The 26,483-nt window shown below is 72.0% G+C and carries 30 protein-coding genes and 2 pseudogenes; 14 read left to right on the top strand and 18 right to left on the bottom strand.

What is annotated here, in order from left to right; all coding sequences use genetic code 11:
* Positions 1-53: 53 nt before the first annotated feature.
* Positions 54-809, bottom strand: coding sequence for an HD domain-containing protein (locus ACN28A_RS06600; RefSeq protein WP_421393344.1), 756 nt, complete (start codon positions 807-809; stop codon positions 54-56).
* A gap of 128 nt (positions 810-937) precedes the next feature.
* Here ACN28A_RS06600 and ACN28A_RS06595 point away from each other — a divergent pair, with 128 nt between their 5' ends.
* On the top strand, positions 938-1,717 hold the full coding sequence (locus tag ACN28A_RS06595) for a peptidoglycan DD-metalloendopeptidase family protein (RefSeq protein WP_421393343.1): 780 nt from the start codon (positions 938-940) through the stop codon (positions 1,715-1,717).
* A 193-nt stretch (positions 1,718-1,910) separates the two neighbouring features.
* On the opposite strand, the gene ACN28A_RS06590 is transcribed toward ACN28A_RS06595, so the two are convergent.
* From ACN28A_RS06590 to ACN28A_RS06575, 4 genes and pseudogenes are all read right to left on the bottom strand, one after another.
* A complete protein-coding gene (locus ACN28A_RS06590) occupies positions 1,911-2,054 on the bottom strand; it encodes a GPGG-motif small membrane protein (RefSeq protein ID WP_421393342.1) in 144 nt (47 codons plus the stop codon).
* Between the two features lie 3 nt (positions 2,055-2,057).
* Positions 2,058-2,831, bottom strand: a complete 774-nt coding sequence (locus tag ACN28A_RS06585) for a metallophosphoesterase family protein (protein WP_421393341.1) — start codon at positions 2,829-2,831, stop codon at positions 2,058-2,060.
* A 13-nt stretch (positions 2,832-2,844) separates the two neighbouring features.
* The gene (locus ACN28A_RS06580) at positions 2,845-3,120 is read right to left on the bottom strand and encodes a hypothetical protein (RefSeq protein WP_421393339.1); all 276 of its coding nucleotides are present in this window, start codon (positions 3,118-3,120) and stop codon (positions 2,845-2,847) included.
* A 68-nt stretch (positions 3,121-3,188) separates the two neighbouring features.
* Positions 3,189-3,758 (bottom strand): annotated as a pseudogene (locus ACN28A_RS06575) (nucleotidyltransferase family protein); the annotation flags it as partial.
* Positions 3,759-3,884: 126 nt separating this feature from the next.
* Between ACN28A_RS06575 and ACN28A_RS06570 the strand changes: the two are divergent.
* Positions 3,885-4,586: pseudogene (locus tag ACN28A_RS06570) on the top strand (dTMP kinase); the annotation flags it as partial.
* 115 nt (positions 4,587-4,701) lie between these two features.
* On the opposite strand, the gene ACN28A_RS06565 reads toward ACN28A_RS06570, so the two are convergent.
* Positions 4,702-5,463 (bottom strand): SDR family NAD(P)-dependent oxidoreductase, encoded by a 762-nt coding sequence (locus tag ACN28A_RS06565; protein WP_421393337.1) that lies wholly within the window; start codon positions 5,461-5,463, stop codon positions 4,702-4,704.
* A gap of 337 nt (positions 5,464-5,800) precedes the next feature.
* On the opposite strand from ACN28A_RS06565, the gene ACN28A_RS06560 reads away from it, so the two are divergent.
* The 5 genes from ACN28A_RS06560 to ACN28A_RS06540 all read left to right on the top strand — a co-directional run bounded on the left by ACN28A_RS06560 (position 5,801) and on the right by ACN28A_RS06540 (position 10,810).
* Positions 5,801-6,709, top strand: a complete 909-nt coding sequence (locus tag ACN28A_RS06560) for a MurR/RpiR family transcriptional regulator (RefSeq protein ID WP_421393336.1) — start codon at positions 5,801-5,803, stop codon at positions 6,707-6,709.
* A 345-nt stretch (positions 6,710-7,054) separates the two neighbouring features.
* Positions 7,055-7,954: an N-acetylmuramic acid 6-phosphate etherase gene (gene murQ, locus ACN28A_RS06555; protein ID WP_421404196.1), complete on the top strand. Its 900-nt coding sequence runs from the start codon at positions 7,055-7,057 to the stop codon at positions 7,952-7,954.
* 494 nt (positions 7,955-8,448) lie between these two features.
* A complete protein-coding gene (locus ACN28A_RS06550; RefSeq protein ID WP_421404194.1) occupies positions 8,449-9,447 on the top strand; it encodes a sigma-70 family RNA polymerase sigma factor in 999 nt (332 codons plus the stop codon).
* Positions 9,448-9,732: 285 nt separating this feature from the next.
* A complete protein-coding gene (locus ACN28A_RS06545) occupies positions 9,733-10,587 on the top strand; it encodes a helix-turn-helix domain-containing protein (protein ID WP_421393335.1) in 855 nt (284 codons plus the stop codon).
* Positions 10,588-10,603: 16 nt separating this feature from the next.
* Entirely contained in the window at positions 10,604-10,810 is a 207-nt protein-coding gene (locus tag ACN28A_RS06540) for a DUF397 domain-containing protein (RefSeq protein ID WP_421393333.1), read from the top strand.
* A gap of 41 nt (positions 10,811-10,851) precedes the next feature.
* Here ACN28A_RS06540 and ACN28A_RS06535 read toward each other — a convergent pair whose 3' ends face one another.
* A complete protein-coding gene (locus ACN28A_RS06535) occupies positions 10,852-11,697 on the bottom strand; it encodes a hypothetical protein (protein ID WP_421393331.1) in 846 nt (281 codons plus the stop codon).
* A 120-nt stretch (positions 11,698-11,817) separates the two neighbouring features.
* Here ACN28A_RS06535 and alr point away from each other — a divergent pair, with 120 nt between their 5' ends.
* Together alr and ACN28A_RS06525 are read left to right on the top strand one after the other, a co-directional pair.
* Positions 11,818-12,996, top strand: coding sequence for an alanine racemase (gene alr / locus ACN28A_RS06530; RefSeq protein ID WP_421393330.1), 1,179 nt, complete (start codon positions 11,818-11,820; stop codon positions 12,994-12,996).
* Positions 12,989-14,011, top strand: a complete 1,023-nt coding sequence (locus ACN28A_RS06525) for a D-alanine--D-alanine ligase family protein (protein WP_421393328.1) — start codon at positions 12,989-12,991, stop codon at positions 14,009-14,011. Before alr ends, ACN28A_RS06525 begins: the two co-directional genes overlap by 8 nt.
* A 27-nt stretch (positions 14,012-14,038) precedes the next feature.
* Here the strand turns inward: ACN28A_RS06525 and ACN28A_RS06520 are convergent, their stop codons facing one another.
* A complete protein-coding gene (locus tag ACN28A_RS06520; RefSeq protein WP_421393327.1) occupies positions 14,039-15,001 on the bottom strand; it encodes an NlpC/P60 family protein in 963 nt (320 codons plus the stop codon).
* Between the two features lie 605 nt (positions 15,002-15,606).
* On the opposite strand from ACN28A_RS06520, the gene ACN28A_RS06515 reads away from it, so the two are divergent.
* On the top strand, positions 15,607-16,146 hold the full coding sequence (locus ACN28A_RS06515) for a DUF6232 family protein (RefSeq protein WP_421393325.1): 540 nt from the start codon (positions 15,607-15,609) through the stop codon (positions 16,144-16,146).
* A gap of 28 nt (positions 16,147-16,174) precedes the next feature.
* On the opposite strand, the gene ACN28A_RS06510 is transcribed toward ACN28A_RS06515, so the two are convergent.
* Positions 16,175-17,041: a helix-turn-helix domain-containing protein gene (locus ACN28A_RS06510; protein ID WP_421393324.1), complete on the bottom strand. Its 867-nt coding sequence runs from the start codon at positions 17,039-17,041 to the stop codon at positions 16,175-16,177.
* 312 nt (positions 17,042-17,353) lie between these two features.
* Here ACN28A_RS06510 and ACN28A_RS06505 point away from each other — a divergent pair, with 312 nt between their 5' ends.
* Positions 17,354-17,539: a DUF397 domain-containing protein gene (locus ACN28A_RS06505; RefSeq protein WP_421393322.1), complete on the top strand. Its 186-nt coding sequence runs from the start codon at positions 17,354-17,356 to the stop codon at positions 17,537-17,539.
* Between the two features lie 146 nt (positions 17,540-17,685).
* Here ACN28A_RS06505 and ACN28A_RS06500 read toward each other — a convergent pair whose 3' ends face one another.
* Both ACN28A_RS06500 and ACN28A_RS06495 read right to left on the bottom strand, forming a co-directional pair.
* Positions 17,686-17,997: a DUF3817 domain-containing protein gene (locus ACN28A_RS06500; RefSeq protein WP_421393320.1), complete on the bottom strand. Its 312-nt coding sequence runs from the start codon at positions 17,995-17,997 to the stop codon at positions 17,686-17,688.
* A gap of 3 nt (positions 17,998-18,000) precedes the next feature.
* The gene (locus ACN28A_RS06495; protein ID WP_421393318.1) at positions 18,001-18,423 is read right to left on the bottom strand and encodes a hypothetical protein; all 423 of its coding nucleotides are present in this window, start codon (positions 18,421-18,423) and stop codon (positions 18,001-18,003) included.
* 147 nt (positions 18,424-18,570) lie between these two features.
* Here ACN28A_RS06495 and ACN28A_RS06490 point away from each other — a divergent pair, with 147 nt between their 5' ends.
* From ACN28A_RS06490 to ACN28A_RS06480, 3 genes are read left to right on the top strand one after another with little or no spacing between them, the layout of a single operon-like run.
* Positions 18,571-18,933, top strand: a complete 363-nt coding sequence (locus ACN28A_RS06490) for a DUF6158 family protein (RefSeq protein ID WP_421393316.1) — start codon at positions 18,571-18,573, stop codon at positions 18,931-18,933.
* The gene (locus ACN28A_RS06485; RefSeq protein ID WP_421393315.1) at positions 18,927-19,268 is read left to right on the top strand and encodes a hypothetical protein; all 342 of its coding nucleotides are present in this window, start codon (positions 18,927-18,929) and stop codon (positions 19,266-19,268) included. The genes ACN28A_RS06490 and ACN28A_RS06485 overlap by 7 nt, the downstream gene beginning before the upstream one ends.
* A 53-nt stretch (positions 19,269-19,321) precedes the next feature.
* Positions 19,322-19,843 (top strand): DUF1360 domain-containing protein, encoded by a 522-nt coding sequence (locus tag ACN28A_RS06480; protein WP_421393314.1) that lies wholly within the window; start codon positions 19,322-19,324, stop codon positions 19,841-19,843.
* 46 nt (positions 19,844-19,889) lie between these two features.
* Here ACN28A_RS06480 and ACN28A_RS06475 read toward each other — a convergent pair whose 3' ends face one another.
* From ACN28A_RS06475 to ACN28A_RS06445, 7 genes are all read right to left on the bottom strand, one after another.
* Complete coding sequence (locus tag ACN28A_RS06475; RefSeq protein ID WP_421393312.1) at positions 19,890-20,084, bottom strand: hypothetical protein; 195 nt, start codon at positions 20,082-20,084, stop codon at positions 19,890-19,892.
* A gap of 93 nt (positions 20,085-20,177) precedes the next feature.
* Complete coding sequence (locus tag ACN28A_RS06470) at positions 20,178-20,471, bottom strand: hypothetical protein (RefSeq protein WP_421393311.1); 294 nt, start codon at positions 20,469-20,471, stop codon at positions 20,178-20,180.
* A 311-nt stretch (positions 20,472-20,782) separates the two neighbouring features.
* Entirely contained in the window at positions 20,783-23,221 is a 2,439-nt protein-coding gene (locus ACN28A_RS06465) for a penicillin-binding protein (protein ID WP_421393309.1), read from the bottom strand.
* A gap of 224 nt (positions 23,222-23,445) precedes the next feature.
* Complete coding sequence (locus ACN28A_RS06460; protein ID WP_421393308.1) at positions 23,446-24,537, bottom strand: 3-deoxy-7-phosphoheptulonate synthase; 1,092 nt, start codon at positions 24,535-24,537, stop codon at positions 23,446-23,448.
* A gap of 318 nt (positions 24,538-24,855) precedes the next feature.
* A complete protein-coding gene (locus ACN28A_RS06455; RefSeq protein WP_421393307.1) occupies positions 24,856-25,329 on the bottom strand; it encodes a TspO/MBR family protein in 474 nt (157 codons plus the stop codon).
* 28 nt (positions 25,330-25,357) lie between these two features.
* Entirely contained in the window at positions 25,358-25,561 is a 204-nt protein-coding gene (locus tag ACN28A_RS06450; RefSeq protein WP_421393306.1) for a DUF397 domain-containing protein, read from the bottom strand.
* Positions 25,554-26,423: a helix-turn-helix domain-containing protein gene (locus tag ACN28A_RS06445; RefSeq protein WP_421393305.1), complete on the bottom strand. Its 870-nt coding sequence runs from the start codon at positions 26,421-26,423 to the stop codon at positions 25,554-25,556. Before ACN28A_RS06445 ends, ACN28A_RS06450 begins: the two co-directional genes overlap by 8 nt.
* Positions 26,424-26,483 lie beyond the last annotated feature (60 nt).

Below are 26,483 nucleotides of genomic sequence, written 5' to 3'. Positions count from 1 at the left end.
TAACGATTCGGAAACCCGGCGACCCGCCGCGGGCCGGTGCGAGGGTCGGCCGGCTATCCGGCGCCGGGGACCGCCGGGGCGGGGCCGGGCTCGTCGAGGATTGCCGCGAAGCGCTGCTCGGCGAGGTCGAGTTGGCCGAGGATGTGTGCCCGCGCGTCGTCGTCGAGCGGGGTGTCCGGCCGGGTCACCAGGTCCCGGAAGAGCGGCACCAGGGGACGGTACTTCCGGGCCGAGCGGTGCACCTTGTCGCCGGTGGTGTGGATGACCCCCACGCCGTTGTCGGTGAAGTCCGACATCTTGATCACCCGGGCCCAGGGTTCCCGGTCCAGGCTCTCCGCCAGGTGCGCGCGGTACTGCTCGTCCCGGTCCAGCGCCGGGTCGTACTCCGGATTGGTGACCGCCGCGATCAGCCGGGCCACCCGGGGGTTGAACCGCCGGGCCACCTCGGCCAGCGCCGCCTCGGTGGTCGCCGGCCCGGTCGTCCCGGCGGGTTGGCCGGCGAGTTCGGCCGGATGGTCCTCGACCGCGTCGTGCAGCAGTGCCGCGACGATCACGTCGACGTCGGTCACCGAGTAGTAGCAGATGATCCGGATCGCCACCCGGAGCAGGTGGTTGAGGTAGGGCTCGCGGACCCGGCGGTCGTCGCGGTGCAGCGTGCCGGCCAGCTCCAGCGCCGCCGCCAACCGGGCCCGCTCCGCCGGTCCGAAACGCTCCACCTCCAGCCGGAACCGGTCCCGCAGGCCGGCCTCGCCGTAGACCTCGGTCACGGCGTGCAGCGGCATGCTCCTCAGGTACGTCGGCGCGGCCATGTCGTTCAGGTATACCGGATCGGCGGCACCGGCGAGCCCTCTCCGCGCCCGGCGACACCCTTCCGCTTCTTGAAGTTTTCTGCCACAGTCAATCCATACATGGAAAACTTTCGCCATGGGAGGTACTCGTGCGTTCCCGCCTCGTCGCCACTCTCGGCGCCGGCCTGCTGCTGGCCGCCGCGGTGCTGGTCCCGGCCTCGCCGGCCGCCGCCGCACCCACCTTCAAGGTGCCGTTCCCGTGCGGCCAGTCCTGGTCGGGGCAGACCCGGTCCAACCACAGCCCGGCGTACGCCGTGGACTTCAACCGGACCGACGACCAGGGCGACCCGGTGGTGGCCAGCGCCCCCGGCACCGTCGACGTGGTCGCCGACCTCGGTGGCACCAGCTACGGCAAGTACGTCCGGATCAACCACGGCAGCGGTTACACGACCTACTACGCCCACCTGAGCGGCTTCAACACCGCCGTCGGCCGGAGCGTCGGCCACGGCACCGTGATCGGGTACGTCGGCACCACCGGCGGCTCCACCGGCCCGCACCTGCACTACGAGCAGCGGCGCAACGGCTCCGACATCCAGGTGCGGTTCAACGGCACACTCGCGCTCTACTGGGGAACCCGCAGCTACACCAGCGACAACGGCTGCTCGGGCGGCGGCACCGGGTCCGGCACGGTGAACACCGCGGGCAGCCCACTGACCGTCCGGTCCGGCCCCGGCACGGGCTACTCCTCGGTCGGCACCGTCGCCGACGGCGCCGGGGTCACGATCCACTGCCAGACCACCGGTACGACGGTCACCGGCACCTACGGCACCAGCAACATCTGGGACCGGATCGGCACCGGCCGGTTCATCTCCGACGCGTACGTGCTCACCGGTTACGACGGGTTCATCCCCGGCGTACCCCGGTGTTGAGGTCCGGCCACCGGTAGGCCGGGAAAGACGAATCGCCGGAGTCGCCGGCCCGGGTCCTCCAGGGGGAGAGGGAGACCCGGGCTCGGCGACCCCGGCTTGCCTGTTTCGTTTCTGAGCGTCGTAGGGGCTCGGGATGAGGAACAGGGCTCTTCAAGCGATGGGGGGCCGGCGGTGCGCCGTCGTCGGCCCCGCGTCAATTGAAGATGCTGACGCCGAACGGGCCGACGAGCAGGCCGACGATGATCAGCACGATGCCCCAGAGGAGCTGCCGCCGGAAGAGTGCAAGCACACCGGCGACCACCAGCACAACCGCGAGAATCCAGAGCAGTAGTTCCATGGCTCAGGAAATACCCCCGGCGCTGATCGCGGAAACCTTTCCCGCGGTGGCCCCCGCATACGGTGGATGCAGGTGGAAGACGCTGTACGCCTGCTTGATCACCGGGTGCGCGACGTTGCGGACCCGTACCCCGCCCGGGGTGGTGCCCCGCTCGGTGCCGGCGTGCGCGTGCCCGTGCACCGCCAGCTCGGTCGGGGCCGAGTCGATGGCCTGGCCGAGCTGGTACGAGCCGAGGAACGGATAGATCTCCAGCGGCTCCCCGGCCAGCGTGTCGGGTACCGGGGAATAGTGGGTCAGCGCGACCCGCACGTCGCAGTCCATCTCCCGCAGCGCCTCGCCGAGCTGGTCGGCGATCGCGCTCGTGGTCCGGACGAACGCCTTCATCTCCGGCTCGCCGAACTCGCTCGCGCACCGGCCGGCGAACCCGCCGCCGAAGCCCTTCGCCCCGGCGATGCCGAGCCGGGTCCCGGAGCAGTCCAGCACCACGTTCGTGCCCTCCAGTACCAGGATGCCGGCGTCCTCCAGCACCCGGATCACCCCCGGCACCTCGTCGCAGTGGTGGTCGTGGTTGCCGAGCACCGCGACCACCGGTACGCCGAGGTCGCCGAACTCGGTCGCCACACAGCGGGCCTCGGACTCGGTCCCGTGTCTGGTCAGGTCACCGGCGAGCAGCAGGACGTCGGCGCGCTCCGGCAACTGCTCCAGGGCCGGCCGGAACCGCCCGACCACGTCCTGGTCCATGTGCACGTCGCCGACGGCCGCGATCCGGATCACCATGTCGTCACCTCCCTCACCGCAGCTCCTCCACCTCGGTCGGCGCCTGGGCCCGGATCAGTCCGATGTCGACGGTCACCGGAACGTCCGGGAAGTGCTCCAGCACGATGCGGAGGATCTCCTCGCGACGCTGCGCGCTCTCCACCTCGCCGCAGAGCACCACCGAGTGGTCCCGGCGGGTCACCGTGATGCCCTGTTCGGCGATCTCGGTACGTTCGGTGAGCAGGCGCTGGATCGCCGCCTCCAGATAGTCGTCGGGTGGCTCGCCGCCACCCGTGCCGCGCTGGTTCATGTCGCCACCTCGCTGTGTTCCTCGATGCCCCGCATCCCCTGCTCCGTCGCGGTCGACGCGTAGCGCCGCTGCTCGCCGGTCGGGCGGTAGGGCAGTACGTCGAGCCGGTCCAGCAGCACCAGGAAGGCTTCGGCGTACGGGGAGTGCGCCGTCTCCTTGCGTACCCGGTCCCAGTCGATCTGCTCCCGCAGCGAACGGGCCAGCGGCAGCCCGCGGGCGAAGTCGCAGTAGTGCTGCGAGAAGCTGAGCAGCTTGTGCACCATCAGGTGGGTGGCCGACAGCACCGGCATGTGGATGGCGTCGACCGGGCGTACCACGGTGTCCCGGAAGGTCTCGTCGGTCACCGGAGTCTCGATCGGCCGGTGGATCAGGTCCACCATCCGGTCGTCGTCCCAGACCTTGACCAGCCAGTCCTCCGGCGGGCGCTCGGCGGTGAAGCCAGCCTCGACCAGCGCCGCCAGGGCACGCTCGGTGTCCTGCTCGCGGATGAGGAAATCGACGTCGTGGTCGCTGGAGTGGCCGCCGTGCGCGTACACCGCGAAGCTGCCGCCCAGCGCGAACGGGATCTCGGACTGCTTGAGAACGGCGGCGACCCGCTTGAGTGTGGCAAGGAGGGTCTCGTCGCCGCGGTGATCCATCAGGCTCTCCCTGTCGGTGTCGTGGACATCTGGTCAACGGGGTGGAGATTTACCGTTACCCGGCACTTCGTTCCTTCACACCTGACCGGGCTCGGGGGCTGCGGACGCCGGGTACCGTTGCTGGGCGTGGCCCCAACTCTGCTCCGGCGGCGGAACGGGGGACGGCTGCGGGCCGTGGCCCTGGTCGGAATCGACGGCTCCGGCAAGACCACCCAGGCACACCGACTGGCGGACGCACTGACCGCGGGCGGCGTTCCGGCGACGTACTGGCAGAACGCCGGCGGTCGGCGGTGGTTCGGCCGACTGGCCCGCAAACTGGGCCGGCGGGACGCCCAGCGCCTACTGGGCCGGGACGGGATGTTGCTGGCCGAGTCGGCACTGCGCTGGCTGGCCATCGCCCGGGCGCTGCTGCGCTCCCGGCTCCGTTCCCGGGTCGCCGTGATGGACCGCTACTCGGTCTGCCAGTACGCCAGCATCCGGGCGCACGGCGGCGGCGGGCGCTGGGAGGGACTCGCCCGGCTGCTGTACCGGATCTTCCCGCCGCCCGAGCTGACCTTCCTGCTGGCGGTGGACCCGGGCGAGGCGTACCGGCGGATCGAGGCCCGGGGCACCGACCACGAGAACATCGGCTATCTGACCGCCGGAGCCGCGGCGTACCGCTCGCTGCCGGAGTTCGGCACGTTCGTGGTGGTGGACGCGAACCGTTCCCCGGACGAGGTGACCCGGGCGATCCAGGCCGGGCTGCGGGAGTGGCTGCCCGCCGACCGCCTCCCACCCGGTCCCGGCACCGTTGCGCCGGAGGCACCGGACGGACCGGATGCACCGGAATCCGGGCCGCGGAGGGCGGAGACGCCGGAGCCCGGGCCGCAGGAGGCGGAGCCGGCCGCCCGATCCTCGGGACCGCACGGCCCGGAGGCGGCGCCGGCCGCGGTGGGCCGGCCGGTCAGGCCCGGCCGTACACCGGTACCGCCGCACCGCTCGTCGGCGCCGACTCGTCGCTGGCCAGGAAGCGGATCACCGCGGCGATCTCCGCCGGTGCCACCCAACGGGAGTGGTCCGCGCTGGGCTGCGCCGCCCGGTTGGCCGGCGTGTCGATGACGCTGGGCAGCACCGTGTTGCACCGCACCCCCGCCTGCCGGTACTCCACGGCGACCGCCGAGGCGAAGGCGAGTACCGCCGCCTTCGACGTGACGTAGCCGGCGGCGCCGGGAAAGGGAGCCAGCGCCGCCCGGGAGGCGACGCAGACCACCGAGCCGCCGCCGGCCGCCAGCAGGTGCGGCAGCGCGCTGCGGGTGACCAGGTGGGTGGGGCGGAGGTTGCGGAGCAGCATCTGGTCGAAGTCGTCGACCGGGGTCTCGTGCACCAGGCCGCCGGAGGCGTACCCGCCGGCCAGGTTCACCACGGCCCGCAGCGGCGTCCCGGCGTCGCCGGCGGCCACCCGCACCGCCCGGTCGACCTGTTCCGGGTCGGTGAGGTCCGCCGCCACCCGCAGCACACCCTCGCCGGCCGGTTCCTGGCCGGCGGCCTGCTCCGCAGCGGTGGCCTGCTCCTGGCCGGTGGCCGGTTCCGGGGCGGTGGCCGGCTCGGTCCCGCCGGCCGGCCGAACGGGTACGACCACCCGCCACCCGGCCGCCACGAACGCGGCACTTACCGCCCCGCCCAGCCCGCCCGCCCCGCCACTGATGAGCACACTGCGATCCGCCATACCCGCCACGCTATCGCCCGGCCCACCGCCCGATCCGACACCGAACCGCCGGAGGCCCGGCACCACCGCCGGAGGCCCGGCACCGCAGGGGGAGGGCTGTCCGGACCGGTGCCCTCGGACGCCCCGCGCGCCAGTCCGGTAGCCTATCGATGGATGACTATTCATCCGGATGCCGAGCGGTGTTGCGGGCTCGGTGACCCCGCCGAGACGAAGGTGTGGTGGGAATGGCACGCTCGGCTGGGCTTACCGGCCGCTTTTTCCCACCCGTTGGGCGTACTTTCGCAGGTGTAGCGCGTCACGGTTGACGCTCCCGCCTCCGTGAAAGTAAGTTTCATCCGTGGTGAAGACTGCGAAGGTTTCTGCGAGTCACGAGACAGGTGGGCTGATCGTCCATATCAGCGGCCTGCTCCCGTCGCTCTCGCCCGCCGAGCAACGGGTCGCCCGGCTCGTCGTGGCCGATCCCGCGGACGCCGCTCGCCGGACCATCACAGACCTGGCGACCGCCGCCGAAACCTCCGAGGCCACCGTCATCCGGTTCTGCCGCTCGGTCGGCATGGACGGTTACCCGCAACTGCGGATCCGGCTCGCGGCCGAGGCGGCCCGCCGGGTCGAGCCGCCGGACGCCCGGGTGGTGGGCGGCGACATCCCGCCCGGCGCCGACCTGGCCCAGATCATCGCGACGATCGCCTTCAGTGACGCGCGGGCGGTCGAGGAAACCGCCGAGCAACTCGACCCGGCGGTCTGCGAGCAGGTGGTCGAGGCGATCAACAGCGCCGGCCGGGTCGACATCTACGGCGCGGCGGCGAGTGGTTTCGTCGCCTCCGACTTCCAGCAGAAACTGCACCGGATCGGCCGCACCGCCTTCTACTTCCCCGACGTGCACACCGCGCTCACCTCGGCGGCCCTGCTCGGCAGGGGCGACGTCGCGATGGGCATCTCGCACACCGGCACCACGCTGGACACCATCGAGGTGCTGGAGCAGGCCCGCGCCCGAGGGGCGACAACTGTCGCGCTCACCAACTTCCCGCGCTCGCCGATCACCGACGTCGCCGACCACGTCCTCACCACGGCGGCCCGGGAGACGACGTACCGGTCCGGTGCGATGGCCAGCCGGCTCGCCCAGTTGACGGTCGTCGACTGCCTCTTCGTCGGGGTCGCCGCGCGCAACCGGGCCAGAGCGAAGAAGGCCCTGGAGGTCACCGCCGAAGCGGTGCAGCCGCACCGGGTCAAGGGGAGGCGGGCATGAGAAGCGGGCAGGTCGGGCCGTCCGGCGCGACGGCGTCGCGGTGCGGCGCGCGCGGCGAGGCGGCGGCCGGATGAGCGTTCGGCGCTGCGGCGGTCGAGGTGCTGGGGGGCGGACATGACGGCCGGACGGGTCGAGCCCGGTGCGCCACCCGCCACCCCGCGTCCGGATTCCGGCGCGGGGTCCGCTTACCCGACGCCGGCCGAGCCGGACCACCGACCGGACGGTGTGCCGGGACGAACCGGAGACCCCGGCCCGGCCGGTGGCGCGGCCGGTGAGCCGGACCGGCGGGCGGTGGCCGGGGAGCCGGACCGGCGGGCGGTGGCCGGTGAGCCGGACCGGCGGGCGGTGGTCCGGGTCAGTTCCCCCACCGAGCGGCGCAACCCGCGCAGCCTCGACCTGGACCTGCTGTCCGTCCGGGACGTACTGAAGGTGATCAACGAGGACGACCGGCGGGTGCCGGCCGCCGTGACGAAGGTGCTGGACGAGATCGCGGTGGCGGTCGAGCTTGCGGTGACGGCGCTGCGGGCCGGGCACCGGGTGCACTACTTCGGCGCGGGCACCTCCGGGCGGCTCGGCGTGCTGGACGCGGCCGAGCTGGCACCCACCTTCAACGCCCCGGACCGCTGGTTCTGCGCCCATCTGGCGGGCGGGCCGGACGCGATGTGGCGGGCCGTCGAGGACGCCGAGGACGACGAGGCCGGCGGTGCCGAGGAGGCGCGTGGCTGCGTACGCCCCGGCGACCTGGTGGTCGGGCTGGCCGCCAGCGGGCGTACCCCGTACGTCCTCGGTGCACTGCGGGCCGCGACGGACCTCGGTGCCGACACCGTGCTGATCTGTGCCGATCCGCGCGCCGCGGCGGCCCGGTCGGTGACGGTGTTCATCGGGGTCGAGACCGGCCCGGAGGTGGTTACCGGTTCGACCCGGATGAAGGCCGCGACCGCCCAGAAACTGGTGCTGAACGGGTTTTCCACCGCCGTGATGGTGCGTCTGGGGCGGGTCTACTCAAACCTGATGATCGACATGGTCGCCACCAACGCCAAACTCCGGGGACGCATGATCTCGATCCTCGTGGAGGCGACCGGGTGCGCCGAGGAGGTCGCCAGGCACGCGCTGACCGAGGCCGACGGTGACCTGAAGGCGGCCCTGGTGTCGCTGCTGTCCGGTGCGGCCGTCGCCGACGCCCGGGCCGCGCTGGACCGCTCCGCCAACCAGGTACGCGGCGCGATCGCCCTGCTCGCCGGCTGACCCGGACCACGCCCCGGCGTCGGCCGGCCCACGACCGACGCGTGCCGGGGACCGGCGCCTGGGCGGGGGACCGACGCCTGGGCGGGGACCGGCGCGTGGGCCGGGACTATCGTCGGGCTCCGGATTGTTGACCGGGCGGAGGGGTAACCCTCCGACGGGCGGGATGAACCGACCGGCCGCGCCGTGCGTAGAACGAGGCGTGACGAGAATCGCAGCAACCTGGTGACGTGCATCGCTGTGTGTCGTTGTGTGAGGGTGGTCCGATAACCCGGTGGCCTTCTGCCCTGGGCCCCCCAAGCTGCGGTGACCGCCGGTAACAGCACACCCGATCGGGACGACTGACAGCAAACGTCGATCGTGCTTTCAGCAACTACTCAGCCATTCGTGACACTTTCGACTCACCAGATGGAATCCCTAACGCGTCTCAACTGTTGTGTAGGTGTCAGCACCGCGGGGCACAGCGGAGGTTACGGGGAGGGCTGATGAACGTGGGGATGGCAGGAGCAGGAACCCGGGCCACCGGGAGGAACGACGAGGGGACCGTGGGGAACGTGGAGAAGAAGATCGTGATGCGGACCGACGAGGTCGCCGAGGAGCGCGACCTGGTCGGCGTGTACCTGCACGAGATCTCCCGCACACCGCTGCTCGATGCCGCCGCCGAGGTAGACCTCTCCAAGGCCATCGAGGCCGGCCTCTACGCCGAGCACCTCGTCGAGTCGGAGAAGCTTCCGGTCGGCGTCAGCCGCGCGGAGCTGGAGCGACTGGTGGTCGAGGGGGAGCGGGCGAAGGACCTCTTCATCCGGGCCAACCTCCGGCTGGTGGTCTCCATCGCCCGCCGGTACGTCCGCTCCGGGATGCCCATGCTGGACCTGATCCAGGAGGGCAACACCGGTCTGGTCCGGGCGGTCGAGAAGTTCGACTACGAGCGGGGCTACAAGTTCTCGACGTACGCCACCTGGTGGATCCGGCAGGCGATCAGCCGGGCGATCGCGCAGCAGGAGCGCACCGTACGGCTGCCCGTGCACCTGGTCGAGGACGTCAACCGGATGCGCAACGTGGCCCGGCAGCTCACCCGTGAGCTGGGCAGCGACCCGGAGCCGGAGCAGATCGCGGCGGCGCTGGGCGTGACGGTGGAGCGGGTGCACGAGCTGGTCCGCTGGTCGCAGGACACCGTCTCGCTGGACACCCCGGTCGGCGACGACGGGGACACCAACCTCGGTGACCTGGTCGCGGACAGCGACGCACCGTCGCCGGAGGAGATCGTGCTCACCGGCCTGGAGCGGCAGCGCATCGAGGGCCTGCTGAACCACCTCGACGACCGGTCGGCCGGGATCATGCGCGCCCGGTACGGCCTGGAGGACGGTCGCGAGCACTCGCTTACCGAGGTGGCCTCCCGGTTCTCGCTCTCCCGGGAGCGGATCCGGCAGCTGGAGATCCAGGCGCTGGGCCGGCTGCGCGAGCTGGCCCGGGCCGAGGGGCTCCAGGCGGCCTGAGCGATCCAGGAGCCGCTCCTCCGGGAGTACCCCGGCACCACCGACGAGCAACCACCGACGAGGCACCCGGCACCATCGACCGATCCGAGCGGCCGGCGTCCGACAGGGACGCCGGCCGCTCGTCGTCTCCGGGGTTCGGACGGTGGGTGCCTGCCGGGCGCGGCACCCGATGCGCCCACTAGGGTGACCGGCACCACGACAGTGAGTTCGGCTCGCGTCGCAGGGAACGCCGTGACCGGACGGGCGGCGTGCCAGGTACCGACGGAGGAATTCGGGGAGGACTCCGTGCCGATCAGTCCGACCGCCCGGCGTCGCCGGCTCGGCATCGAGCTGCGCCGCCTGCGCGAGCGGGAACAGCTCACCCTGCTACAGGTGGCCCAGCGGATGAAGTGTTCCGACGCCAAGATCTCCCGGATCGAGGCGGGCAAGCACTCCACCCGGACCCGGGACGTCCTCGCGCTGCTCGACATCTACCAGGTGGCCGACGAGCGCACCCGGGAGGTACTGGCCACCCTGGCGAAGCAGTCGACCCAGCGCGGCTGGTGGGTCACCTACGGGGGCGCCATCCCGGACTGGTTCGAGGTGTACGTCGGACTGGAGTCCGAGGCGACCGAGATCCGTACCGTGGAAACGCATCTGGTGCCCGGCCTGTTGCAGACCGAGGCGTACGCGGCGGCGCTCATCCGGGCCACCCAGCCGCTCGCACCGGCCGAGGAACTCACCCGGCAGGTCGAACTCCGGCTGGCCCGGCAACGGCGGCTGTACGAGCACGATCCGATGCGGCTGCGGGTGGTACTCGGCGAGGCGGTACTGCGCTGCCGGGTCGGTGACGCGACGATCATGCGGGACCAGCTCGGCCACCTGGCGCTGCTGGCCGAGCGCTCCAACGTCGAGCTGCGGGTGGTCCGGTTCAACAGTCCGGCGTACACCGCCTTCGGTCGGCCGTTCGCGATCCTCGGCTTTCCCGAGCCCACCGATCCGGGCCTCGTCTACACCGAACATCGGACCGGCGCGCTCTACATCGACGAGCCGGCCCAGATCGCCTCCTTCGTGCTTGCCTTCGACCACCTGGTTGCGGCAGCGTTGTCGCGGAAAGAATCGGCGCGGCTGCTCAGGGAGACGGCGGCCTTCTGGACGTGAGGGAGGGCCGGACGGGATGCGGCCGGACGAAGAGACGCTGACCTGGAAAAAGAGCCGCCGATCCGGCGGCGAGGGCGGCAACTGCGTGGAGGTGGCCCGGCTCGGTGCGGGCGTCGCCGTGCGTGACTCGAAGGACACGCTCGGGCCGGTACTCCGGTTCGGGGTGACCGCCTGGACCGCCTTCCTCACCGGCTTCGGGGCCGACGGACGGCCGCCCGGCTGACGGTAGGGCTCCGGCTCAGCCGTCGACGGCACCGCTCCGGCTCAACCGTCGAAGCGGGCGACCAGCTCGCCGATCCGCGCCGAGGGCTGGGTGTCGCAGAGCTGGTCCACCGCCGTCATCACCAGCGGGCTGTCGACGCCGGAGATTCCCTTGGCCAACCCGATCTGCCGGATCGCCGCGACCCGCTCCTCGGGCGGAGCCTGCTGGTACTCCGTACAGCTGGAGTCGGCGGTCAGCCCACCGGCGTCGCTGAGCCCGCCGAGCACCGCGCGGACGACCAGGCCGCCCACCACCAGCAGCAGGACGACCGCGCCGAGCGCGATCCACGGACCGTAGCGGCGCGGTCGTCGATCACCGCCCGATCCGGGTACGGCACCGGCCGCCGCCCCGACCGGCTCGCCGGGCTCCGGTGGCGCGGCCCCGACCGGCTCGCCGGGCTCCGGTGCCGCCGCCCGGCCCGGGGAGCCGGCCGTGACCGACCGCTCAATCGGCCTCTCCGCCGACCGTTGTGTCGACCGTTCCGCCGACCGCCCCGTCGATCGTTCCGCCGGCAGGGCCTCGACGGCGGCGGCCAGTTCGGCGGCCCAGCCGGGATCCTCGGTCGCGGCGGTGCCCAGCAATCGCTTGACGAGTGAGTTGTTCCGGGGCTCCCGGACCAGCTCGGTCAGTGCCTCGGACTCGTCGATGGCGTCCAGCCGCTCCGCCACCAGCCGGTAGAGGCGCCCGGCCGGTCCGGCCGGGGCCGCGCCACCGGTCGAGGCGACGCCACCGGTCGAGGCGACGCCACCGGTCGAGGCGACGCCACCGGTCGAGGCGACCTCGGGCAGGTGTGGGGCGAGGCGGTCGAGCGCCGCACCGGCGAGCTTCCTGGCCTCCGACGGGGTCATCCGGGCAGGTTAGCGCCTGACCGGCTCCGCTGCCGGCCAGGGCTGTCGGTGTGCTTGTCGAACCGATCCCGCATTCCGCCTTCACGAAAACCGCACAGCCCCCTCCTAGGCTCACCCAACGTGATCAGACTCGGCGGAGCAGGCAGTCTGACCCCCCTCGCGGAGGCGGTGGTCGACCTCGACGCGATCGCGCACAACGTGCGTACCCTGGCCGGCCGGACCGGTGCGGAGCTGCTCGCCGTGGTCAAGGCGGACGCGTTCGGGCACGGGGTGCTGCCGGTGGCCCGGACGGTGCTGGCGGCCGGCGCGCGGTGGCTCGGCGTGACCTCCCGGGCCGAGGCGCTGACCCTGCGGGCCGGCCGGATCGACGCGCCGCTGCTCTGCTGGCTGCACGGCGAGGACGAGGACTTCGCCCCGGTCGTCGCCGCCCGGATCGACCTGTCGGTGGCCTCCGCCGGGCACCTGCGGGGGATCGCCGCCGGTGCGGGCCGGGCCGGGGTACCCGCCGACGTGCACCTGAAGGTCGACACCGGGCTCTCCCGCAACGGGGCGCCGGACGGCGAGTGGCCCGAGCTGGTCCGCCTGGCGCGCGGCTTCGAGGCCGTCGGGCGGGTCCGGGTACGCGGCGTCTGGTCCCACCTGGCCGCCGCCGAGACGCCGGCCGACCCTCGGAACACCACCCAGATGCGGCGGTTCGGCCGGGCGCTGGCGTGGGCCCGGGCGCAGGGGCTCACGCCCGACCTGGTGCACCTGGCGAACTCGGCCGCCCTGGTCGGCCTGCCGCAGACGCACTTCGACCTGGTCCGGGCCGGCATCGCCGTCTACGGCGTGGAGCCGCTGCCGGAGCTGCCGGTGGGGCTGCGGCCGGCGATGACGCTGCGGTCCCGGGTGATCCTCACCAAGCGGGTCGCGGCGGGCACCGGCATCTCCTACGGGCACGACTACCTCACCGCCGCGCCGACCACGCTGGCGCTGGTCCCGGTCGGCTACGCGGACGGGGTGCCCCGGGCCGCCGGCGGAGCCGCCCAGGTCTGGATCCAGGGCCGCCGGTGCCGGGTCGCCGGTCGGGTGACCATGGACCAGATCGTCGTCGACGTCGGTGACCTGCCGGTGCGTACCGGCGACGAGGTGCTGGTCTTCGGGCCCGGCGACCGGGGCGAGCCGACGGTCGCCGACTGGGCCGGTTGGGCCGGTACCAACCCACACGAGATCTTCACCGGGATCGGTGCCCGGGTCGGCCGGCGGTACCTGCCGGTGCGGGCCGGGCGGCACAGCGGACGGGAGCGGGTAAATGTCTGAGTCACCGATCAGGATCGCGGTGCTCGCCGGCGGGCGCAGCGGGGAGCACCAGGTCTCCCGCCACTCGGCGGCGAGCGTGCTGGGGAACCTGGACCGGGCCCGCTACCGGCCGGAACCGGTGCTTGTCACGCGTACCGGGCAGTGGGTCTTCGGCACCGAGGCACCGGTCGGGGTCTTCGAGGCGGTCGGACGGCTGGCCACCTTCGACGTGGTCTTCCCGGCCCTGCACGGCCCGCTCGGCGAGGACGGCACCCTCCAGTCGGTGCTGGAGCTGGCCGGCGTGCCGTACGTCGGCAACGGCGTACTCGCCAGTGCCGCCGGGATGGACAAGGAGTTCACCAAGAAGCTGCTCGCCGCCGAGGGGATCCCGGTGGCCGACGCGGTGGTGTCCCGGCCGACCGACCCGGAGGGGATGCCGCCGGAGGCGCAACTGCGCCGGCTCGGCCTGCCGGTCTTCGTCAAGCCGGCGCGGGCCGGCTCCAGCCTCGGGGTGACCCGGGTGACGGAGTGGAGCGAACTGCCGGCGGCGCTCCAGTGGGCCCGGTCCAGCGACCCGAAGGTGCTCGTCGAGGCGGCGGTGCCCGGCCGGGAGATCGACCTGGCGGTGCTGGAACGGCCCGACGGCCGGCTCGACGTCGGTCCGCCGCTGGAGATCCGGGTCACCGGCGACCGGCCGTTCTTCGACTACGACGCCAAGTACGACGATCCGGAGACCGTCTTCGAGATCCCGGCCCGGCTCGACGAGGCGGTCGCGGCCGAGCTTGCCGACCTCGCGGTACGCGCGTTCCGGACGCTCGGCTGCGCCGGGCTGGCCCGGGTCGACTTCTTCCTCCACGACGGGGTGTCCCCGGTGCTCAACGAGGTCAACACCTTCCCCGGCTTCACTCCGGTCTCGCAGTACCCGCGCATCTGGCAGGCGGCCGGGCTGGACTATCCGGAGTTGCTGGACGTGCTGGTCCGTACCGCGCTCGCGCGCCGGACCGGCCGGTCCGGCGCGCGAGCGGTGTCGGGTTGAGCCGGCGGGACGCCGCCGGTTCCCGGGCTATCGGACGCGTCCGTAGCCGTACGGGGTCATCATGTCCACGCTGGCGAGCTTGACGCTCTCGCCGGCCCGGGGGGCGTGGATCACCTTCCCGCCGCCGACGAAGAGCGCGACGTGGCCGAGTCCACTGTAGAAGACGAGATCGCCGGGTTTCAGCTCGCCTCGGCCGATCCGGGCCACCTTGTTCCACTGCATCGCCGCGTTGTGCGGCAGTGACTTCCCGGCGGCCTTCCAGGCTGCCAGGGTCAGCCCGGAACAGTCGTACCCGTTCGGCCCCTCGGCCGCCCAGACGTACGGCTTGCCGATCGCGTTGTAGGCGTACCGGACGGCGACGCCGGCCTTGCCGGAGACCGCCGGGACGCTGCCGGTGTACCGGCTGCCGGCGGAGGTGGCCGACCCGTACGCTTCGCGGCGCATCTCGTAGAGCTTGGCCAGCTCGCCCTCGATCCGCTTCTTGCCGGCGGCGAGCTGCTTCGCCTGCGCGGTCTGCCGGGCCAGTGTGGTGTCGAGCCGGGCCTTCTCCTCGGTGTACCGGCGCTGCGTCGCGTCGAACCCGGCGATCTGCCGGTCCCGGTCCCGGGCCAGCTGTTCCAGCGCACCGAGCCGGTTCATCAGGCTGCTGCCCTCGCCCGGGCTCAACAGGGCGCTCGCCGTGCTCAACCCACCGAGCTTGTACGCCCGGGTGGCGAGCTCGGCCACCTCGGCCCGGCTCTGGTCCGCCTGCTGCCGCAGCGGCTCGATCCGGGCGCCGAGGGTGGCCGCGGCGGCCCTGCTCTCCTTGATCTCCTCGTTCAGCTTGTTGTACGACTCGACGACCTTCTCCAGTTCGGCGGAGGCCTTGTTGATCCGCTGCGTGAGCTCGCCGACCGACGGTTCGGCCCGGGCCGCCGTCGTCGGGGCGAGCAGTGCCGCCGAGAGGCCGGCCACGACGAGGCTACGCAGCAGGATCCGCACCGGTAACAACGTGTGCAGAACCCTTCTTCCGTGCGCCGCCGCGACTGGTCGCGGCGGCCCTGCGCCACCGCGACCGCTCTCCGTGCGTGGCGCCGGGCGGCGCCGTGTCGCAGGCGGTGGCACCGGAACGGCGCCTGTCGGGCGGTGGCACCGGGACGGCGTCACCGCAGAGGGATGACTGACGACCGGGCCCGGCAGTCTCAACGTAGTCCGGGACCGGAACTGCCGACAGTGGTCGGTGGGCGGGATGTGACGGTGGTGCCGGATAGCCCGAATGTCGTGATCACTCACCGTGCGGCGGACCCGATCCGCCAGTGATGATCGCGGGTGCTGGCGCGACTGCTCGGCTGCTCGCCGGCCCTTCGCCCGATACGTCGGTGTTGGCGGATGGTGGCCGGCACTGAGTATGAACAAACCATCACGCAATTGGGCAGAGTGTCGCCAGTGGTCGGATTGCCGCCTGGAAAACTGCCAGGTGGCTGTCTGCATCCTTCGACTCCGCTGGTGCGCCCTTCGCACAATGAACGTGGGAGCCGATCGGCATCCGGCTGCCACCAGATGCCGATCTTCGAACCATCCAGAGCAGCCCGCCTCAGGAGCCGTTGGAGGCAAGAATGGAGCCTACTCGCCCTCCCGCCCACCTGCTAGACGAGTCATTCGAGGTATCTGGAGCGTCCCGCCCCCGCCCGGTCGACATCTACCGGGCGCCCGGCGTACGCATCACGAACGAGGCGTTCGTCGTCGCCGGCCGCAAGTTCTCACTTTCCGAACTCACCCACCTGCAGACCGCGCGCGGGCCACACGACCGACTGACGCTGCGCGCCGTACTTGTCACCGCCGCCGTGCTGGTCGGCATCGGAGTGGCGCTGGGCTACACCGGCGACCTCCACCGGCTTCCCGCCAGCACGTACGCCGGGCTCGGGCTCGCGGCCTTCGTGCCGGTCGGACTCGCCCTGGCCGGCCACCGGTGGCGGCCACCGGCGTACGAGCTGTGGGGGCGGTACCGGGGGGAGATGGTGCTGCTGTTCAGCTCCGACCACGAGCGGCAGTTCGGTCAGGTGACCCGGTCGCTGATCCGGGCCCGCGAAGCCGCCCGGCTGGGCGGGCTGGCCTATCCACCCGCCTCGGACACCCCCTACGAGCCGATGTCGTAACCGGGGGCGGTGCGCGGCGGTCGACGCCTCAGTCGGCGAGGGCGGCGGCTATCTCGGCGATCCGGCGCAGGGAGTCGGCCGGAGTCAGCGCCGCCTCGCGGAGCCCGGTGAAGGTACGCAGGTGTGCGGTCACCGCGTCGGGATCGTCGATCACGTCCTCCAGGCCGGTGCTCTCCAGGTAGACGACGTCCGCGTCCTCCTCGGCGGGAAAGCGGACGATCACGAACTGGCCGAGCGGGGTGTAGATCGTGGAGGTGAACGGCAGTACCTGGACGGTGATCCGACCGGACTCGGCGAGTTCGACCAGATGCCGGAGTTGTTCCCGGATCACTGCCGGGCCACCGGTCTGCCGGTGCAGTGCCGCCTCGTCGAAGACCACGACGATTTTCGGCGGATCGGTCCGGCCGAGCAATTCCTGCTGACGGCGCAGGCGCAGGGTGACGGAGGCCCGTGCCTCGTCGGGATCGTCCAGCTTGGGAATTGTCGTCCTGAGCACCGCCTGCGCGTACGCCGCTGTCTGGAGTAGCCCGGGCATACCGACGGACTGGTAGAAATAGAGTTCCGAAGACTCCGCCTCCAACCCGATGTACGAATAATAGGCGGGCCGGACCGCGTCACGGTATTGCGACCACCAGGTGCGTTGTCGGGACACCCGGGCCAACTGCACGAGTTCGGCGACCTGATCCGGGTCGCGCACCTGATAGTGGTCGAGCAGCGCCTTGACGTCATTTGTGGAGATCGAGACGTATCCCGCCTCTATCCGGATCAGCTTGGACAGTGACCAGTCCATCGCGAGGGCCACCTGTTCCTGGGTGAACCCGGCGGCTTCCCGGGCCCGTCGGATCGCCGAGCGAAGCTTGCGGCGACCCACCGTCGGGCCGTATGCCGTAGTCATCGCCGAATGCTCCCTTCGAACGGCGCCCCGGCGGCCGAGCGAGGAGTCGATTCGGCTGATTCCGATCCCGGCAACCTGCCACCTGGCTACCGGCCAGCTGCCAGATTGCCAGACTTTTGTGCAGGCTACACGGGAGGGCTGAGTTCCACCAGCGTCCGTGCTTGCCGCGACGACGTCATCACCGGTCGTGTCCATTGTCTACATCGCATCATAATCGCGGGTATTCCGGGCTGTGCGGAATGGCGGGCGACGGGTAGCCTCTGTCCGTTGTCGCGGCATCTGCCGCAACAGTATTAGTGCCGGGGAGGGTGCATGTCACAGACTGGTTCCGCCGAGCTCGACTGGCGGAAGAGCAGTCGATGCGAATCGCAGCATTGTGTCGAGGTGGCTCGGGTCGGGCGCGGCGCAGCCGTCCGTGACTCGGTCGATCCCGCGCGGTCGCTGCTGTTCGGCACGGTTGCCTGGCGGGCATTCGTGACCGGGCTCCGCCAAGCGTGAAGCCGGACCCTACGACGTGATTCATTCACGTTCCGGCCCGGTCGGCGACCCCGACCGGACCGCGTGACCGCACATATCGCACAGATATTTGGTCGAACAATCGAATCCGGGGCGGCTTCCCACCGGCAGCCGCCCCGGCGAGCGGCTCAGCCGGCCACCGGCTCCGGCTCGCGTACCTGCCGGGTGACCGCACGCTCGGCGAAGAACGAGACGAACGGGATCGTCCCGGCGAGCATCACCAGCACCATCCGGCCCAGCGGCCAGCGCGCCCGGCGCCCCAGGTCGAAGGTGACCAGCAGGTAGACCATGTAGAGGAAGCCGTGCGCCGGGCCGATCGTCTCGACCACCACCGGGTCGTCCCAGAGGTACTTGAGCGGCATGCCCACCACGACGAGCGCGATCAGCACGACGCCGACGACGTAAGCGACCACACGGAAGCGGGTCAGGGCTGCGCCCACGGTTCATCCTTCCTGCTGCCGGCCCAGGCCGGGATAGTCGGCGGGTCGAGCGCCCGGATTGGCGTTCAACCACGCGAGGTAGTGGTTGTACTCGGCCAGCGCCGGGTCCTCCGGGCCACCGGCGGCCAGCCGTGGCCGGGCCGCGCGCACCGGTCGGCGTACCCCCGGGGTCGTCGGGCGCGGCGGCGGGGCGGCCGGCTCGGCCCTCGGCGGCCGGCCACCGCGCAGCGTGTACCGCGCCTCCCGCACCCAGAGGAAGACGACGAACCCGGCGAAGATCGGCCACTCGACGGCGTACGCCCAGCTCAGGGCGTTGCCGTTCAGGGCCCGGCTGATCTGCCACCAGCCGAGGGCCAGGAAGCCGACGACGAGTGCGACGGTGAGCACGTGGCGCACGATCCACGCCGGTGTGCACAGCCGTCTCATGCCCACGAGGGTACCGGGAGCCGGGCGCCGTCTCCGACGCGGCGTCGTAGTGTCGGCCGCCCCGGGGTGGGCGCGGCGCCGGGTTTGGCGGTGCCCGGTTTGGGCAACCGTCTAGTCGTCAACCCAAACGAGCTATCGGGGGCGACGATGTCCGAATCAGTCCGTCACGACGAGTTTTCTCCGGTCGGCGCCGGTTTGCCGACCGACACCAGCCCCGAGCAGCGGGTCGGCCAGTGGGACGGCGACCCGGTCCGGCACGGCGGCACGGCCAGCGACTTCGTGGCCGCCGAGGAAGAGGTGCTCGGCGTCGACCCGGCCGAGTTGAGCGACGAGGACCTGCTGCGGGAGATGCACAGCCTGCACCGGACCCGGCTGGACACCCTCCGGCACGCCGCCGACACCGCGCTCGGCCACCACCTGCGGCGTACCGCCGAACTGGAGACCGAATACCTGACCCGACACCCCGGCCGCGAGGTGGATCCCAGCCGCCTGCGGGACGGCGCATGGTGAGCGCCAGCGCCGAACGCGGCTTCTCCGCCCCGCCGGAGGTGGTCTTCAGCACCGCCACCGACCCGGACCGGGTCTCGGCCTGGCTGCCCGAGCCGCTGCGCGCCGAGGGCCGGCCGGGGCCGGAACTGTTCGCCGACGGCCTGCGGGCGAGCTGGGGCGACACCGGGTCGTCGGACTGGTCGGCCCAACTGGAGGTGTCCCCGGTCGACGCCGGGGGAGCCGTCGCCCGGCTCGAACTGGCGGCCGATCCGGCGCAGCGGCGACTGGACGAGATCGCCGACGAGTCGCTGGCCAACCTCGCCCGGGAGGTCGACGACAACCTGACCGCGGGCTGAACGGACAACCACTGGCGAAGGTGCGGAGCAGTCGCGACGCGGAACGAGGCGGGATGAACGTACGGAACAGGGTGGCGCGGCTGCGCAAGGCGTACGCGCCCGACGAGCACCGGCCGCTCGGCGGCTACCTGGCGGCGATGGGCACCTACGCCGGAGTGGCACTGGCACTGGCCACCGCGGCGAAGACGACCGGGCGACGGGCTCCGGACCGGCCGAGCGCCGCCGATGTCGTACTGCTGTCGGTGGCGACCCACAAGCTCAGCCGGCTGCTCTCCAAGGATGCCGTGACCAGCCCGCTGCGGGCGCCGTTCACCCGGTACGACCGGCCGATCGGCAGCGGCGAGGTGATGGAGCAGGTACGCGACCAGGGCAGCTCGACCAAGCACGCCGTCGGCGAGCTGCTCAGTTGCCCGTTCTGCCTGGCGGTCTGGGTCGCCACCGGACTGACCGGTGGCCTGGTGCTCGCACCCCGACTGACCCGGCTGGTGGCGACCGCCTTCACCGCGGTGGCCGCCTCCGACTTCCTCCAGATGGGCTACGCCGTCGCGCAACGCGCCGCCTCCCGCCCCCACTAGGGTCGGCAGGCGGCGCGGCGGTGCGCCGCTGCCCGGCCGGGTTGGTTCAGCGCTGCATGCCCGACCAGCCCCGGGGGGACTCCGGCTCCCGCTCGGTGTCGCTGTCGGTGATGATCTCCTCGTCCACCGCCGTCTTGTCGTGCTCGTTCGTGAAGTCCGGGTCGCCCTGCGGATCCGTCTCGCCGGGTGCCTGGCCGAGCGGAGCGAGGCGGCCCCGCGCCTGCCGGTCGTCTTCGGTCATCAGTGCTCTCCTCGCTGATCCTGGTCTGATCCTGGCGGGACGACAGGCCCGCGCCGGCGTTCCGGTCGCCGTCGGCCGGCGTGACCCACCCCGTCAGCCGCTGCTGCCGCCGAGCAGGTCCGCGACCTCGTCGGCGGCGTACTCCCCCTCGGGAAGGGCGGTGATCCTGGTCAGCAGCTCGGCGGAGACGTCGGCGGCGACCGCCCGGCGCTGGATCTCCGACTGCGTGACCCGCTCCTGGCCGGAGTACATGTCGTCGAGCAGCGCGTCGAGTTCCGGACTGGTCGAGCCGTCCGGCCCGGCCGGCTCGGCGGCATCCGGTGCGTCGGCGGCATCCGGTGCGTCGGCCGCATCCGCTGGGTCGGCCGGGTTCGCTGGGTCGGTCACGCCTGATCAGCTACCCGGTGCCGAATCGCCCAAACGACCTGTCCCGTACTCGGGCCAGTGGGCGTGACGTGCGTCACGACCGAGTACGGAACACCGGACCCGGATCCGAGGTTGACTAGGACTGTCGGTGTGTCCAGTGTCCCCGGGCCTCACCCTATTGCCCTCGCGGAATACCGTCCGGCTGGAGCCGCGTCGTGCCACTCGCCGAGAGGCGACCTGCACACCGACACCGCGCCGCCCATGGCCTCGCCATGGGCGGCGTAACCATCTCCGGCCCCCGCCGGCGCCGGCCTGCCGCCCGGAACCCGGTGTCAGCCGCGCCGGCCCGGCCGGTCGGCCGGTGTCTCCCCGGCCGCGCCGCCGCCCGGGGACCGGCCGCTGCCGGGACCGTCCGCCGCGGCCTGGCCGTTGCTGACCCGGAGCATCACCACACCGCCGGCCACGGTCCGGCCGGACGGGTCGGTGCCGGCCACCGCACCGGCGGGGCAGTTCGAGGCCACCCGGTTCGGGTCCACCTCGACCTTGAAGCCGGCGTTCCGCAGCGTCGTGCTGGCCTCGTCGACCGGGCGGCAGGTGACCGAGGGCACCGACCGCTGGTCCCCGTAGACAAGCTTCTCGGTCGGCTTCGGGAAGTTCTTCTTCGGCTTGCCCTTCATGGCGTCGGCGAGCGTCTCGTACACCGCCGGGTTGACCTTGTCGTGGTCCATGTCCGTGGTGGTCTCCGGCCAGTCCGGGTTGGCCATGATGCCGGCGACCGAGAGCGTGGTGGTCATGGCCACCAGGGACGCGGTCCGGTCGCTGTCCGTGGTACCCGTCTTGCCGGCGACCGGGTGCCCCACCACCCGGCGGGCGTCCGCCTCGGTCGCGCCACGGCACCTGCCGTACGCCGACTGGTCGCCGACCGGGCACCGGGCCGCGTCGACCGCCGCCCGAGCCACCTCCGGGTCGACCGCCTTGTCGCAGCGCGGCTTGGCGATGTCCAGCTCCGTGCCGGCCCGGTCCTTGACCTCCTGCACCGGGATCGGCTCACAGTGCCGGCCGTCGGCGGCCAGTGTGGCGTACGAGTTGGCCAGGTCCAGCGGGGTGGCGGCCGAGACGCCGAGGGTGAACGAGCCCCAGCCGTCCGCCTGGGCCGGGTCGGCGGCGACGGCCGCCTCGCCCGGTTCCCGGAACCGGATGCCGAGCCGCTGCGCCGCGTCGACCACCTTCGCCGCCCCGACCCGCTCTTCCAGGGGTACGAAGTAGGTGTTGACGGAGCGGCCGAACGCACTCCACATGTCGTGCATCCCGGCCATGCCCTCGTTGTCGTTGCTCGGGCACCACCGCTCGGTGCCGGGGCAGGCCGACTCGGTGCCGGCCGCCGCCGTGTACTTCGACGGGTAGCGGTTCGGCGCGTTGTAGCTGAGGCTCAGCGGGTAGCCCTGCTCCAGCGCGGCCACCATGGTGAACATCTTGAACGTCGATCCGGCCTGGTAGCCGTGCACCCCGCCGCCGCCGGTCAGCAGCGGATTCGTGGTACGCGGATAGCTGGCCCGCAGCCCGGCGTCCGCCTGCTTCGGGTTGCTGGAGATCGGGTTCTTCGGCTTCGTCGGGTCGTCCAGCCCGAAGGTCCGGTTGGTGGCCAGCGCACGGATCCGCCCGGTGCCCGGCTCGACGGCGGCCACCATCAGGGCGTCCTTCCGTCCCGTCGGCAGGTACTGCTGCACGTTCTTGTAGGCAGCCTGCTGCACCACCGGGTCGAGGGTGCTGACGATCCGGTACCCGCCGCCCTTGAGGCGCCGCTCCCGGTCGTAGGAGGTGGCGCCGAACGCCTCCTGATCCATCCACCAGCGGTAGAAGGCGTCGCAGAAGAAGCCCCAGTCGTTGTGCAGCGAGCTGGTGCAGCCGTTCGTCGGCCGCTGTCCCTTGACCTTGAGCGGGGTGGCCAGCGCCGCCGCCTGCTCCGCCTCGGTGATCGCCCCGATCTCCTTCATCTGCTCGATCACCCAGTTGCGGCGCTGCACGGTCCGGTCGTAGCCGGGGCCCTCGGTGTCGAGCGCGTCGTAGTAGCTCGGCGACTTGACCAGCCCGGCGATCATCGCCGCCTCCGGCACGGTCAGGTCCTTCGGCTCCTTGCCGAAGTAGAACCGGCTGGCCGCCGCCACCCCGTACGTGCCGTGGCCGAAGGGGGCCATGTTCAGGTAGCGCTCCAGGATCTCGTCCTTGCCGAGCTTGTTCTCCAGCGCCGCCGCCTGCCGCATCTCGCGCAGCTTCCGGGCGTTCGTGTCCTCGCTGGCCGCGACCACGTCGTTCGGGTCGGTCGCGCCGTAGGTGATCGACATCCGGACGAGCTGCATGGTCAGGGTCGAGGCGCCCTGCCGGGAGTTGCCGGTGAAGTTGGAGACGATCGCCCGGACGAAGCCCTTGACGTCGACCCCGTTGTGCCGGTAGAAGGCGTGGTCCTCGGCGCCGATCATGGCGTTCCGCATCGCCGGGGCGATGTCGGCGAGCCCGACGTCCTGGCGGTTCTCGTCGTAGAACCTTGCCAACAGGGTCTTGTTGTCGGCGGCGAAGACCTGGGTCACCTCCGGCACCTGCGGCACGGTCAGCTCGGTCGGCAGGTCCTGGAACGAGTCGGCTCCGGCCTTCGCCGCGAGCCCGGACATCGCCACCGCCGGAAAGGCCGCCCCGGCGACCACCACTCCGGCGAGCAGGGCGCAGGTGAGCAGGGTGCCGGCCTTGGTCAGGCCGCGTCGACGGGATTTCGGCATGATCGCGTGAACCTCTGGGTGATCGGAGCAGGTCGCGGGCGGGGCGGCCGGCGCGAGCACAACCGTACGCGCGCCTTTCGCCCTATTGATCCAGACGCCGCACCGAACAGCACGGTTGCGTCGCGGTGGATCCCGCAACTGACTGCTACGTCACACCCGCAGGTGTCGACGGCGGCCCGGACCACCCGCCGCCGACCCCGCCGCCGGCTCGCCGAACCCGCAGGTCAGTGGGAGCTACCGGCCGGCGCCGCCACCCGCCGGGCCCGGACCGCCGCCGACAGCTCCGCCAGCACCTGCTCGGTCTCCGGCCAGCCGAGGCACGCGTCGGTGATCGACTGCCCGTACTCCAGCGGCCGGGTCGGGTCGAGGTCCTGCCGGCCGGGCACCAGGAACGACTCCAGCATCACCCCGACGATGCCGCGCTGGCCGTCGGCCATCTGCCGGGCGACGTCGGCGGCGACCACCGGCTGCCGGCGGTGGTCCTTGCCGCTGTTGTCGTGGCTCGCGTCGATCACCAGCCGCTCGGGCAGCCCGGCCGCCCGGAGCAGGGCCAGCGACTGCGTCACCGACTCGGCGTCGTAGTTGGGTTCGCCCCGGCCGCCGCGCAGCACCAGGTGGCAGTCGGCGTTGCCCCGGGTGTGCATGATCGCCGGAGCGCCGGAGACGTCGATGCCGGGGAAGACGTGCGGCACCCCGGCCGCCCGGATCGCGTCGACCGCCGTGCCGACGCTGCCGTCCGGCCGGTTCTTCATCCCGATCGGCATGGAGAGCCCGGAGGAGAGCTGCCGGTGCACCTGGCTCTCCACCGTACGGGCGCCGATGGCACCCCAGGCCACCGTGTCGGCGATGTACTGCGGGGTGATCGGGTCCAGGAACTCGCAGCCGACCGGCAGCCCCAGCCGGAGTACGTCCAGCAGCAGCGCGCGGGCGGCCCGCAGCCCGGCGTTCACGTCGCCGGAGCCGTCCAGCCCCGGGTCGTTGATCAGGCCCTTCCAGCCGACGGTCGAGCGCGGCTTCTCGAAGTAGACCCGCATCACCACCAGCAGGTCCTCGGCGTGCTCGGCCGCCGCCTCCCGCAGCCGTCGGGCGTAGTCCAGGGCCGCCGCCGGGTCGTGCACCGAGCACGGCCCGACCACGACCAGCAGCCGGTCGTCGGCCCGGTCGAGCACCCGGGCGACGGATCGTCGACCGTCCAGCACGGCGCTGGCCAACGCCTCGCCCAGCGGCAGTTCGTGGTGCAGCAGCGCCGGGGTGGTCAGCGGCACGACCCGGTCGATGCGTTGGTCGCTGACCCGGCCCATTCCGGTGGTGGTCATCGTCGAGGCTCCCTGTCTGCCGACCGCCGCCCCGGGGCCGGCACCCGGGAGCCGAGCCGGCTGGTCACATGGAAAAAGCAGGGACGATGTCCCTGCTTCAGCCGGCTCTGCTGGATTCTGGTGACGTCAGGTCATGGCCGAGTCACCGGCTCCTGAGCCGGCTGACTAAACCATCGATACGACCGCGTCACGCAGCGAACCATACCCGATGCCGGGCCGTGCCGGCCCCCGCTGCCCAATTCCTGGTACGCCGGGCAGCCGTCGATCGGTTCCGACCAGTTCAGCGCTCGGTTCGGCGGCCCGGGTCAGCGGCCCGGGTCAGCGGCCCGGGTTGCGGAGCGCGATCGCGGTGTTCAGGGCGGTGGCGAAGCCGGTCCAGGCCAGGTAGGGCAGCAGCGTGGCCCCGGCCACCCGGTCCGCCCGCCAGGCCCGGCGCAGCAGTGCGGCGTTGGCGGCGTTCAGCAGGACCAGCTCGGCCAGGGCGAGCCGGGGCCGGCGGGCCCGGAAGAAGAGCGCGGTCCAACCGGCGTTCAGGACCAGATCGATCGCGTACGCCCGGCGAAGCCCGCGACGCTGCGCGGCACTGCTTGTCGCGTCCAGGGCGCGGGCGGCGGCGAACGCGATCGAGGCGTAGAGCGGGGTCCAGACGGCGGGGAACGCCACCGGCGGCGGCTGCCATGCCGGCTTGTCCAGCGACCGGTACCAGGCGGAGTTCGGGTCGGTGGCGATCGAGCCGGCGGCGGCGGTGGCCGCGGTCGCCAGCCCGGTCCCGACGAGGGTGGACGTCTTCATCCCGATCGGGTACCCACCCCGGCCCCCGTCATCCCTCGACCGGAGCCCGCTTCGTGAAGTCGACGAAGGCTCGCCAGGTCGCCGGGGCGAACGTCAGGGTGCCACCCTCGCGGTCCTTGGTGTCCCGGACGAGCACGACGCCGGGCAGGTTGTCGGCGACCTCGACGCACTCGCCGCCCGACCCGTTGCTGCGGCGGGACTTGCGCCACTCGGCACCGGACTGGTCAGTCATCGCTCATCTCCTTGGCGATCGCGGCAATCAGGTCGGCCGACCGAGACAGATCGAGCGCCACCTCTTCGAGCGACCTCCATGCCTTAGCGTACGTCGCGACCTCGGCCGGCTTGTCGAGGTAGAGGGCGCCGGTCAGCAGTTCGCTGTAGACGGTGGTGGGCTCGGGAGTCCGGAGCCCGATCGACGGGAACTCCAGGATGATGAACTGCCCGCCGGTCAGGGCGAAGCTCGGCGGCGCGGATCGCGGGACGACCCGGACGCTCGCCACCCCTTCGGCGGCCTGGGTGTGCAGGTGGGTGAGCTGCCGGCCCATGCCCGGGACCTGCCGGCGCAGCACCCCCTCGTCCACGATCACGTCCAGGCGCGGTGGCTCGGGCTTCTTCCGGGTCAGGATCCGCTGGCGCTCCATCCGCACCTCGACCAGCCGGCCGACCTCGCGGGGCGGGATGTCGGGGTGTGACCGCAGCAGGTGTTCGGCGTACTCCCTGGTCTGGAGCAGGCCGGGGATGCTGGCGGGTTGCCAGTGCCGGAGCCGGGAGGCGGCTGCTTCCAGGCCGACGTACAGCTCGAACCAGGCCGGCAGGGTGTCGCCGTAGGCGTGCCACCACCCCTTCGCCTTGGTCTCGGCGGCGAGCTTCTTCAGCGCCTCGGTCATCTCGTCCGAGGTGCCGTAGAGCCGGCACATCGCCTCGACGTCCCGCGCCTTGACGGCGGCCTGGCCACCCTCGATCCGGTACATGGTGGAGCGTGACCACTCGAGGTCGGTGCCGGCGGCTTCCAGCGAGAGGCCGGCCTGCTCGCGAGCCTGCCTCAGGATCCGGCCCAGTTGCCTGCGCGGGATGGACGACCCCACATCCGTCATCGCCGGACCTCCTGTCTCAAGTTGGAGCAATCAGTCGATCGATCCTGGGACCGTTTCCGA

Source organism: Plantactinospora sp. WMMB782, assembly GCF_049179135.1.
In the GTDB taxonomy this organism is placed as follows: Bacteria; Actinomycetota; Actinomycetes; order Mycobacteriales; family Micromonosporaceae; genus Plantactinospora.
This window is presented reverse-complemented; position numbering and strand designations above follow the sequence as displayed.

Coding starts and splice junctions, on each gene's coding strand:
- ACN28A_RS06600 (WP_421393344.1), bottom strand. CDS start 809: ATGGCCGCGCCGACGTACCTGAGGAGCATGCCGCTGCACGCCGTGACC.
- ACN28A_RS06590 (WP_421393342.1), bottom strand. CDS start 2,054: ATGGAACTACTGCTCTGGATTCTCGCGGTTGTGCTGGTGGTCGCCGGT.
- ACN28A_RS06585 (WP_421393341.1), bottom strand. CDS start 2,831: ATGGTGATCCGGATCGCGGCCGTCGGCGACGTGCACATGGACCAGGAC.
- ACN28A_RS06580 (WP_421393339.1), bottom strand. CDS start 3,120: ATGAACCAGCGCGGCACGGGTGGCGGCGAGCCACCCGACGACTATCTG.
- ACN28A_RS06565 (WP_421393337.1), bottom strand. CDS start 5,463: ATGGCGGATCGCAGTGTGCTCATCAGTGGCGGGGCGGGCGGGCTGGGC.
- ACN28A_RS06550 (WP_421404194.1), top strand. CDS start 8,449: ATGGCAGGAGCAGGAACCCGGGCCACCGGGAGGAACGACGAGGGGACC.
- ACN28A_RS06540 (WP_421393333.1), top strand. CDS start 10,604: ATGCGGCCGGACGAAGAGACGCTGACCTGGAAAAAGAGCCGCCGATCC.
- ACN28A_RS06535 (WP_421393331.1), bottom strand. CDS start 11,697: ATGACCCCGTCGGAGGCCAGGAAGCTCGCCGGTGCGGCGCTCGACCGC.
- ACN28A_RS06525 (WP_421393328.1), top strand. CDS start 12,989: ATGTCTGAGTCACCGATCAGGATCGCGGTGCTCGCCGGCGGGCGCAGC.
- ACN28A_RS06515 (WP_421393325.1), top strand. CDS start 15,607: ATGGAGCCTACTCGCCCTCCCGCCCACCTGCTAGACGAGTCATTCGAG.
- ACN28A_RS06510 (WP_421393324.1), bottom strand. CDS start 17,041: ATGACTACGGCATACGGCCCGACGGTGGGTCGCCGCAAGCTTCGCTCG.
- ACN28A_RS06505 (WP_421393322.1), top strand. CDS start 17,354: ATGTCACAGACTGGTTCCGCCGAGCTCGACTGGCGGAAGAGCAGTCGA.
- ACN28A_RS06495 (WP_421393318.1), bottom strand. CDS start 18,423: ATGAGACGGCTGTGCACACCGGCGTGGATCGTGCGCCACGTGCTCACC.
- ACN28A_RS06490 (WP_421393316.1), top strand. CDS start 18,571: ATGTCCGAATCAGTCCGTCACGACGAGTTTTCTCCGGTCGGCGCCGGT.
- ACN28A_RS06485 (WP_421393315.1), top strand. CDS start 18,927: ATGGTGAGCGCCAGCGCCGAACGCGGCTTCTCCGCCCCGCCGGAGGTG.
- ACN28A_RS06480 (WP_421393314.1), top strand. CDS start 19,322: ATGAACGTACGGAACAGGGTGGCGCGGCTGCGCAAGGCGTACGCGCCC.
- ACN28A_RS06475 (WP_421393312.1), bottom strand. CDS start 20,084: ATGACCGAAGACGACCGGCAGGCGCGGGGCCGCCTCGCTCCGCTCGGC.
- ACN28A_RS06465 (WP_421393309.1), bottom strand. CDS start 23,221: ATGCCGAAATCCCGTCGACGCGGCCTGACCAAGGCCGGCACCCTGCTC.
- ACN28A_RS06460 (WP_421393308.1), bottom strand. CDS start 24,537: ATGACCACCACCGGAATGGGCCGGGTCAGCGACCAACGCATCGACCGG.
- ACN28A_RS06455 (WP_421393307.1), bottom strand. CDS start 25,329: ATGAAGACGTCCACCCTCGTCGGGACCGGGCTGGCGACCGCGGCCACC.
- ACN28A_RS06450 (WP_421393306.1), bottom strand. CDS start 25,561: ATGACTGACCAGTCCGGTGCCGAGTGGCGCAAGTCCCGCCGCAGCAAC.
- ACN28A_RS06445 (WP_421393305.1), bottom strand. CDS start 26,423: ATGACGGATGTGGGGTCGTCCATCCCGCGCAGGCAACTGGGCCGGATC.